Origin of the sequence: Hymenobacter sp. (genome assembly GCF_036388155.1) — a bacterium.
Taxonomy (GTDB): Bacteria; Bacteroidota; Bacteroidia; order Cytophagales; family Hymenobacteraceae; genus Hymenobacter.
Map to the genome: position 1 here is coordinate 20,193 of NZ_DASVSI010000182.1, position 7,126 is coordinate 27,318.

Annotated in this window: 6 protein-coding genes; 1 reads left to right on the plus strand and 5 read right to left on the minus strand. The window is 64.4% G+C overall.

All coding sequences use genetic code 11. The annotated features are described in order from the left end of the window. The first annotated feature begins 128 nt into the window (after positions 1-128). Positions 129-1,379 carry an alpha/beta hydrolase fold domain-containing protein gene (locus VF629_RS25410; protein WP_331061327.1) on the plus strand — a complete coding sequence of 417 codons (1,251 nt, stop codon included), beginning with the start codon at positions 129-131 and terminating at the stop codon, positions 1,377-1,379. A 189-nt stretch (positions 1,380-1,568) separates the two neighbouring features. Here VF629_RS25410 and VF629_RS25415 read toward each other — a convergent pair whose 3' ends face one another. The 5 genes from VF629_RS25415 to VF629_RS25435 all read right to left on the minus strand — a co-directional run bounded on the left by VF629_RS25415 (position 1,569) and on the right by VF629_RS25435 (position 7,069). Beyond that, entirely contained in the window at positions 1,569-2,849 is a 1,281-nt protein-coding gene (locus VF629_RS25415) for a homoserine dehydrogenase (protein ID WP_331061328.1), read from the minus strand. Between the two features lie 218 nt (positions 2,850-3,067). Next, positions 3,068-3,808 (minus strand): ABC transporter ATP-binding protein, encoded by a 741-nt coding sequence (locus tag VF629_RS25420; protein WP_331061329.1) that lies wholly within the window; start codon positions 3,806-3,808, stop codon positions 3,068-3,070. A 113-nt stretch (positions 3,809-3,921) separates the two neighbouring features. After that, positions 3,922-4,779 (minus strand): ABC transporter permease, encoded by an 858-nt coding sequence (locus tag VF629_RS25425; protein ID WP_331061330.1) that lies wholly within the window; start codon positions 4,777-4,779, stop codon positions 3,922-3,924. A 37-nt stretch (positions 4,780-4,816) separates the two neighbouring features. Further along, positions 4,817-5,860 carry an aliphatic sulfonate ABC transporter substrate-binding protein gene (locus tag VF629_RS25430; protein WP_331061331.1) on the minus strand — a complete coding sequence of 348 codons (1,044 nt, stop codon included), beginning with the start codon at positions 5,858-5,860 and terminating at the stop codon, positions 4,817-4,819. A 183-nt stretch (positions 5,861-6,043) separates the two neighbouring features. Then, positions 6,044-7,069: a homoserine O-acetyltransferase family protein gene (locus VF629_RS25435; protein WP_331061332.1), complete on the minus strand. Its 1,026-nt coding sequence runs from the start codon at positions 7,067-7,069 to the stop codon at positions 6,044-6,046. Between the last annotated feature and the right edge of the window lie 57 nt (positions 7,070-7,126).

Sequence of the window (7,126 nt, forward strand, 5' to 3'; positions counted from 1 at the left end):
GCCGGGCGTTTTGAAACGAGGTTGGCAACATTAGAGTACTGCCTTGGTTCTCGCTTATAGACCACGCTCCTGGCCTCGGGGCGAGGTGAATACGCGCTGCCGACTCTCTTCTTGCCTCTTTATCAGCTATGAAAACTCCCCTAACCTTCTTGCTGGCCCTGCTACTTGTGGGCTTGCAGTCCGCTTCCGCCCAAATTGACACCACGGGCGGCCGCTACTACCGGCCCATTTTCCCCAACGTGACCGAGACGCTGGGCGTGGCGTTTGGGCAGGCCGTCAACCTGGTCGGCAACAACCAGACCCTGCTGATGGACATTTACCAACCCGCCGGCGACGTGCTGGCCCAGCGGCCGGTCATCATTTTTGCCCACCAGGGCGGCTTCGTCACCGGCTCGCGCACCGACGCCTACATGGTGGCCGTGTGCCGGCGCTTCGCCCAGCTGGGCTACGTCACGGCCAGCATCGACTACCGCCTGGGCTTTCCCGTTAGCGGATTCCCGCCGCCGGCCGCCGATACCGTGGGCGTAGCCCGGGCCGCCATCCGCGGCATTCAGGACATGAAGGCGGCCGTGCGCTTCTTCCGCCGCGACGCGGCTACCACCAACACCTACCGGGTGCAGCCCAGCTACATTGCCGTGGGCGGGTCGTCGGCCGGGGCCTTTGCCGCGCTGGGAACGGGGTATCTGGACAAGGCCAGCGAAGTGCCCGCTTACGTCGACATTGCCTCCCTCGGCGGCGTGGAAGGCAACAGCGGCAACCCCGGCTACAGTAGCCTGCCGCTGGCCGTACTCAACCTGAGTGGCGCCACCGAAAGCCCCAACCTCATCGAGGCCGGCAATGCGCCGCTGCTCAGCGTGCACGGCACTTCCGACACCACGGTGCCGTATTTCCAGGGCCGAGTGGGCTCGTTCCTGCCGCCCAAGTACGTGTTCGGCAGCGGGCGCCTGCATCCGCGGGCCACGGCAGTGGGCATCCGCAACACCTTGGTTAGGCTAAGCCGGGCGGGCCACGTTCCCTTCGAAAATACCAACACTGCTGGCCAGGCCTACGCCGACACCACTTTCCGCGCCATTCGCGACTTCCTGCGGCCCAGTCTGGGCCAGACCGGTGTTGTGGTAACGTCCGCCAAACCCGGCGCGCTCAAGAATGCTCCCGTCGCGCAAGCCTACCCCGTTCCGGCCGATGACGCCCTGCGGGTCGTGCTGCCCGAGTCCTGGCTCTTACCCATCGAAGCCCAGCTGCTCGACGCAGCCGGCCGCGTGGTGCGCACCTTCAACCCCAGCGTGCACGACCTCAACGTGCTGCGCGGCTCGCTCAAAGCGGGACTCTATTTGCTGAAGTTTCCGGGGCAGGCCCCCGTGCGCATCGAGTTTAAATAAGGCGCTTTGGGAGCTTCGGGCTGAAGCCCCCATTGGACCTGTCTAAGTAAACGGTCATGCTGAGCGGAGTCGAAGCATCTCTCCTGCGAGAGTAAACAAATTACCATTGCAGGAGAGATGCTTCGACTCCGCTCAGCATGACCGTTCTTATTAAGGACAGGCATTGCTGGCTCTTTTGGGTGGACTGGTCTACACAAGCGTCTTGACTTCCCCGGCTTTTTCAGCACTGGCCTTCTCAACATCAAAAGTCACCGAGGCCGGGCGCACCTCGCCCAGCCGGGCCACAAACACGCCGGCGGCGCGCAGCTCCTCACGCCAGGTTTGCAGGGCGTGGAGCGTGGCGGTGCCCGTTGCATGGGGGCCACGCACGTTGACGTGCAGCGCGCCCAGGGGCAGCTGCAGCCAGTTCAGGGCTGCTCGCAATACCTCCGCGTTGGCATGGCGCAGGTAGAGGGTGACTTCTAAGGCCTCGGTGAGCTGCGGCTCGGGGGCCGCCGCGCGCTTGGCGTAGCCGTAGCGGAAGCCGCGCTGCAAGGCCAGCACGTCGGCCAGCACGGCCGAGCCGGTGGGGTGGCCGCCCGCGCCGCGCCCGCGCAGAAACTGCGTGCCGGCAAACTCGGCCTCGATGGCCGCGCCATTGAACTCGTGCTCCACGGCGTAGAGCGGCGACTCAGGGCCAACGAATTGCGGCGTCACCAGGGCCGTTACGCGTCCGCTGGGCAAGTGGTACAACCCGGCTACTACCTTGATTTTCTGCCCCTGCGCCGCCGCGTGGGCAATGTCGGCGGCGCTTATGCTTTCGATGCCCAGGTTGAGCACTTCGTCGGGGTTCAGGAAAACACCGTAGGCGTGGGCCGCCAGAATCACGGCTTTCGAGCGCGGGTCGAAGGCGCCCATGTCAAGGGCTGGGTCAGTTTCGGCGAAGCCTTTTGCCTGGGCTTCGGCCAGGGCCGGGCCATAATCGGACCCTTCCTCGCTCATACGGGTCAGCACGTAGTTTGACGAGCCGTTGAAAATGCCGCTCACCGAGCGCAACGGTTCGTGGCTGAAGTAGCTGTCCAGAGTGCGGATGATGGGGATGCTGCCGCACACAGCCGCTTCGTAGAGCAGGGTGCCGCCGTGTTCCGCCTGCAGCTGCACGAGTTCGGGCAAGTGGCGGGCCAACATGGCCTTGTTGGCCGTCACCACGCGGCGGCCTTGCCGGAGGGCGGCGCTCACCAGCCGAAACGCCTCGTCGGGGTCGTCAATTACCTCAATCAGCACGTCCACTTCCGGGTCATCCAGCAGCTCGTCGGCGTGAAAGCTAAACCGCTCCGCAGGCAGCGTCCGGGGCTTGTCAGGGCTTTTCACGGCAATGCGCGTGACGACTAAGCTCAGGCCGGGCTGCTGCTGCACGATGTCGTAAAAGCCCTGCCCCACGCAGCCAAAACCAATGAGGCCAATGCGCAGGGGTTGTTTGTCAACGTTCATTGAAAGAAAAATATAAACTGGTTAAATCAGCTGGTCATGCAGAGCGCAGCGAAGCGTCTCGCGTGGGGTAGTAATCAGTGACTTTGCAACGATGCGAGCGAGATGCTTCGCTGCGCTCTGCATGACGGTCCTTTTGCTCCTAATAATAATTAGTGGTGGCGAGCGGGATGCTTCGCTGCGCTCTGCATGACGTTCTTTTTGCTCTTGTGTATCATCGTTTACGCCACGGCTTCCGCCCGCACATCCAGCGCTTCCATCAGGCGCTGTTTGTAGGCTTGGAAGTCTGCATCGGTGCGGCGGCGCGGGCGGGGCAGCTCCACCCGCACGGTTTCGTGAATGCGGCCGGGATGGCCGCGCAGCACCACCACGCGGTCGGCCAGCACGAGGGCTTCTTCCAAATCGTGGGTCACGAGCAGCAGCGTGGGCCGGTCGTAGGCCCAGACGTGGAGTAGGTGGTCCTGCAAATCCATCTTGGTGAAGGGGTCGAGGGCACTGAAGGGCTCGTCGAGCAGCAGCAGCGCCGGCTGCGCCACCAGTGCCCGCGCAATGGCCACCCGCTGGGCCATGCCGCCCGAAAGCTGGCGCGGCAGGGCATCGGCAAACTTGCTCAGGCCCACTCGCTCCAACACGGCTTCGGTGCGGGCTTCCTGCTCGGCCCGCGGCAAGTCGGCCAGCCCGAAGCGCACGTTCTGGCGCACCGTGAGCCAGGGCATTAGGCGAGGCTCCTGGAAGACCACGCCCACGGCGGGGTTGGGGCCGGCAATGGGTTCTTCGTTGATGAGGGCCCGGCCGCCAGTGGGCACCTCCAGCCCTGCCACAATGCGTAGCAACGTGCTTTTGCCGCAGCCGCTGGCGCCCACCAGCGCCACTATTTCAGTGGGCTGCACGCGCAAGCTCACGTCAGCCAGCGCCGCAAGGCCAGAGGCAAACTGCTTGCTGAGGTGTTCGATGCGGAGCATGTGGGGAGGGGTGAGGTGAAATGGTGAAATCGTGAGGTGGTGAGTTTGATGTTCGGCTTGCGCGGCTTGCGCCTCTCGTTCTGATTGAACTTCAAACTCGCCATCTCACCACCTCACCAACTCACCGAATGCGTGTCTTGCCAGCGCAGCAGGTAGCGGCTCAGGGCCGCTAGGCCGGCGTCGGTGAGTTGGCCCAGCACGGCAAACAGCAGGATGCTGGCGAGGATGGTTTGGGGCCGGCCGGTCATTTGCCCGTCCACCAGCAAAAAGCCGAGGCCCTTGTTGGCGCCCATGATTTCGGCGGCCACCACAAACATCCAGCCCAGGCCCAGGCCGCTGCGCAGGCCCACCAAATAGGCCGGCAGCGTGGCCGGCAGAAACACTCGGCGCACCAATTGCCACCCCGAAAGCCGGTACACCCGGCCTACCTCCACCAGCTTGCGGTCCACGCCCTGCACGCCGTTCATCAGGTTCAAATACACCGGGAAAAACACGCCCACGGCAATCAGCACCACTTTCGACGTTTCGTAAATGCCCATCCAGAGGATGAACAGCGGCACCCAGGCCAGGGAGGGAATGTTGCGGATGCCTTGCAGCAGCGGGTCGAGCAAATGGAACAGCCGGCGCGAATACCCCGTGGCGGCCCCCAGCACCGTGGCCAGCGCGCCGCCCAGCGCAAACCCCAGCGCCACCCGCACCAGCGTGATGCCCACGTGCTCCCACAGTGCCCCGGTGCGGGCCAGCTCGGCGATGGTGGCCAGCACCCGCGAAGGCGCCGGCAGCAGGTTGGGCCGCAACACGCCGGCGCGGGCCAGCACCTCCCACAGCAGCAGCAGCGCCACGGGTAGCACCACGCCCGTCAGCCAGCCCCACTTGCGCGGAGCGGCCGGGGCTGCCGCTGGCCGCGCGGGCATCCGTACTTCCGAGGCGTCCGGCGTGGCCGGCGCATACACAGAGGTTAAGTCAGCCATTCGGTAGAGGGATAAATCGGCAAAACAGCGCCGCGGCTTATTTAGCGGCGGTAACGCCCTTGGCGGGAGCAGGTAGTTTGCTCGCAAAACTGGCGTCAATCAGCTCGCCGACGGTTTTGTTTACGTCGATGCCGGGCTCAATCACGCCGCTTTTCTTGAGCACGTCGCCGGCCGCCGTGATGGTGGCCCGCTGCGAACTGCCGAAGTTGAAATTGGAAAAATCGGTGCGTTCCAGCTGCTTGGCGGCCACGGCTTCGCTGAGCTTGGCCTCGGTGGCGAGGGTTTGCTTCAGCTCGGCGGGGTGCTGGCGGGCCCACTGGCGGGCCTGCTCGTAGGCGGCCAGCACGCGGTCGACCAGGGCCGGGTGCTGCTGGGCAAACTCGGCCCGCACGTTGAGCACGCCGTAGCTGTTGAAGTCGGGGTTGCGAAAGAACAGCTTGGCGCCCGACTCCAGCTCGGCCTTGGCCATGTGCGGGTCGAGGCCGGCCCAGGCGTCCACGTCGCCTGTTGCAAGGGCGGCGCGGCCGTCGGGGTGTTGCAGCGGAATCAGCTCAATGTCTTTTTCGCTCAGCCCGGCTTGGTCTAGGGCGCGCAGCAGGAAGATGTAGGGGTCGGTGCCGCGGGTGGCGGCCACGCGTTTGCCCTTCAAGTCGGCCACCGACTTAATGCCGGAGTTCGGGCCCGTGACCAGTGCCGTCCACTCCGGCTTGGAGTAGATGTACACGGCTTTCAGCGGGTTGCCATTTGCCCGGCCAATGAGCGCCGCCGCACCCGCCGTCGAGCCGAAGTCGATGCTGCTGCCATTGAGAAACTCCAGGGCCTTGTTGCTGCCCTGGCTCAGCACCCATTCCACCTTGATGTTCTGCTGGGCCAGGTCTTTTTCCAGCCAGCCTTGCTGCTTCAGCACCAAGCTGAGCGGGTTGTAATAGGCATAGTCCAACCGCACGGTTTCCGGGTTGGTAGCCGCGGCCTTGTCACCCGCCCCGCTACAGCTGGCCAGTCCCATTGCCAGCATCAGCAAGGCGCTGAGCAGCGAAAACGGACGAGCGAAGGAAAAGCGGAAAGCGGGGTTGGTGTTCATAAGAGGTTGATGAAAAGATTTTTATTGAAAGCGTGTAAGACCCCCCGGTCGTCATGTTGAGCTTGTCGAAGCATCTCTCCCGCAGTAGTAAATGGTAGTAAATGATTACTCTCGCGGGAGAGATGCTTCGACAAGCTCAGCATGACGACCTATTTCAGGGGTACTTCCGTGCTGCCTGGTTTATCAATGCGCAAACGTGGGCGCGTAGAACAGCTCCAGAAAGTGCGTGATGGCCGCCGTTTCCAGCAAAAAGCCGTCGTGCCCATAGCGCGAGTCTAACTCTGCGTACATGGCGCCCGGGATGTGGGCGGCCAACTCCCGCTGCTCGCTGAGCGGAAACAACACGTCGGACGTGATGCCCAGCACCAGCGTGCGCGCCCCGATGCGGCCCAGCGCCTTGGCCACGCCGCCCCGGCCCCGGCCGAGGTTGTGCGAGTCCATGCTGCGGCTCAGGGCCACGTAGCTGTAGGCGTCGAAGCGCGCCACCAGTTTCTCGCCCTGGTAGCGCTGATAGGTGCTGGCCCGGTGTTCGCGGAGGAGCGCGTCGTCGGGGTCGGTTTGGGTTTCGGCGTAGGCCGAGTAGCTGCGGTAGCTGAGCAGGGCAATGGCGCGGGCGGCGCGCAGGCCGTCGTCGCCCCCGCTGGGCTGGCCGGCGGCGTAGGTCGGGTCGGCCTCAATGGCCAGCCGCTGGGCTTCGTTGAAGGCAATGCCCCAGGCCGAATGCCGGGCATTGGTGGCAACAACCACTAGGTGGTCGAACAGCTCCGGCCGCTGCACGGCCCATTCCAAGGCCTGCTGCCCGCCCAGCGAGCCGCCAATCAGCGTGTGAATGTCCGTCAGGCCCAGTTCCTCGCGCAGGGCGTCGTGGGCGGCCACCAAATCCCGAATGGTAAGCAGCGGGAAGTGCTGGTAGCGCGGCTGCCCGGTGGCGGGGTCGTCGTCGAGCGGACTGGTGCTGCCGTAGCAGGAACCCAGCACGTTGGCGCACACAATAAACCAGTCGGCGGGGTCGAAATAGCACCCCGGTCCCACCAACCCCGGCCACCAGCTCAGCACGTCGGCGTTGGCCGTGAGCGCGTGGCACACCCACACCACATTGGTGCGGTCTTCGTTCAGCTGGCCCCAGGTGCGGTAGGCCACGTGGGCCCCCGCCAGGGTTTCGCCGCTTTCGAGGGATAGGTTGGGGAGGTTGAAAATCTGTTCGGACATAGTGCTTTCGTTATTTCTCGCGGAGGTCCGCAGAGGTTTTCGCGGAGGTCGTCACTG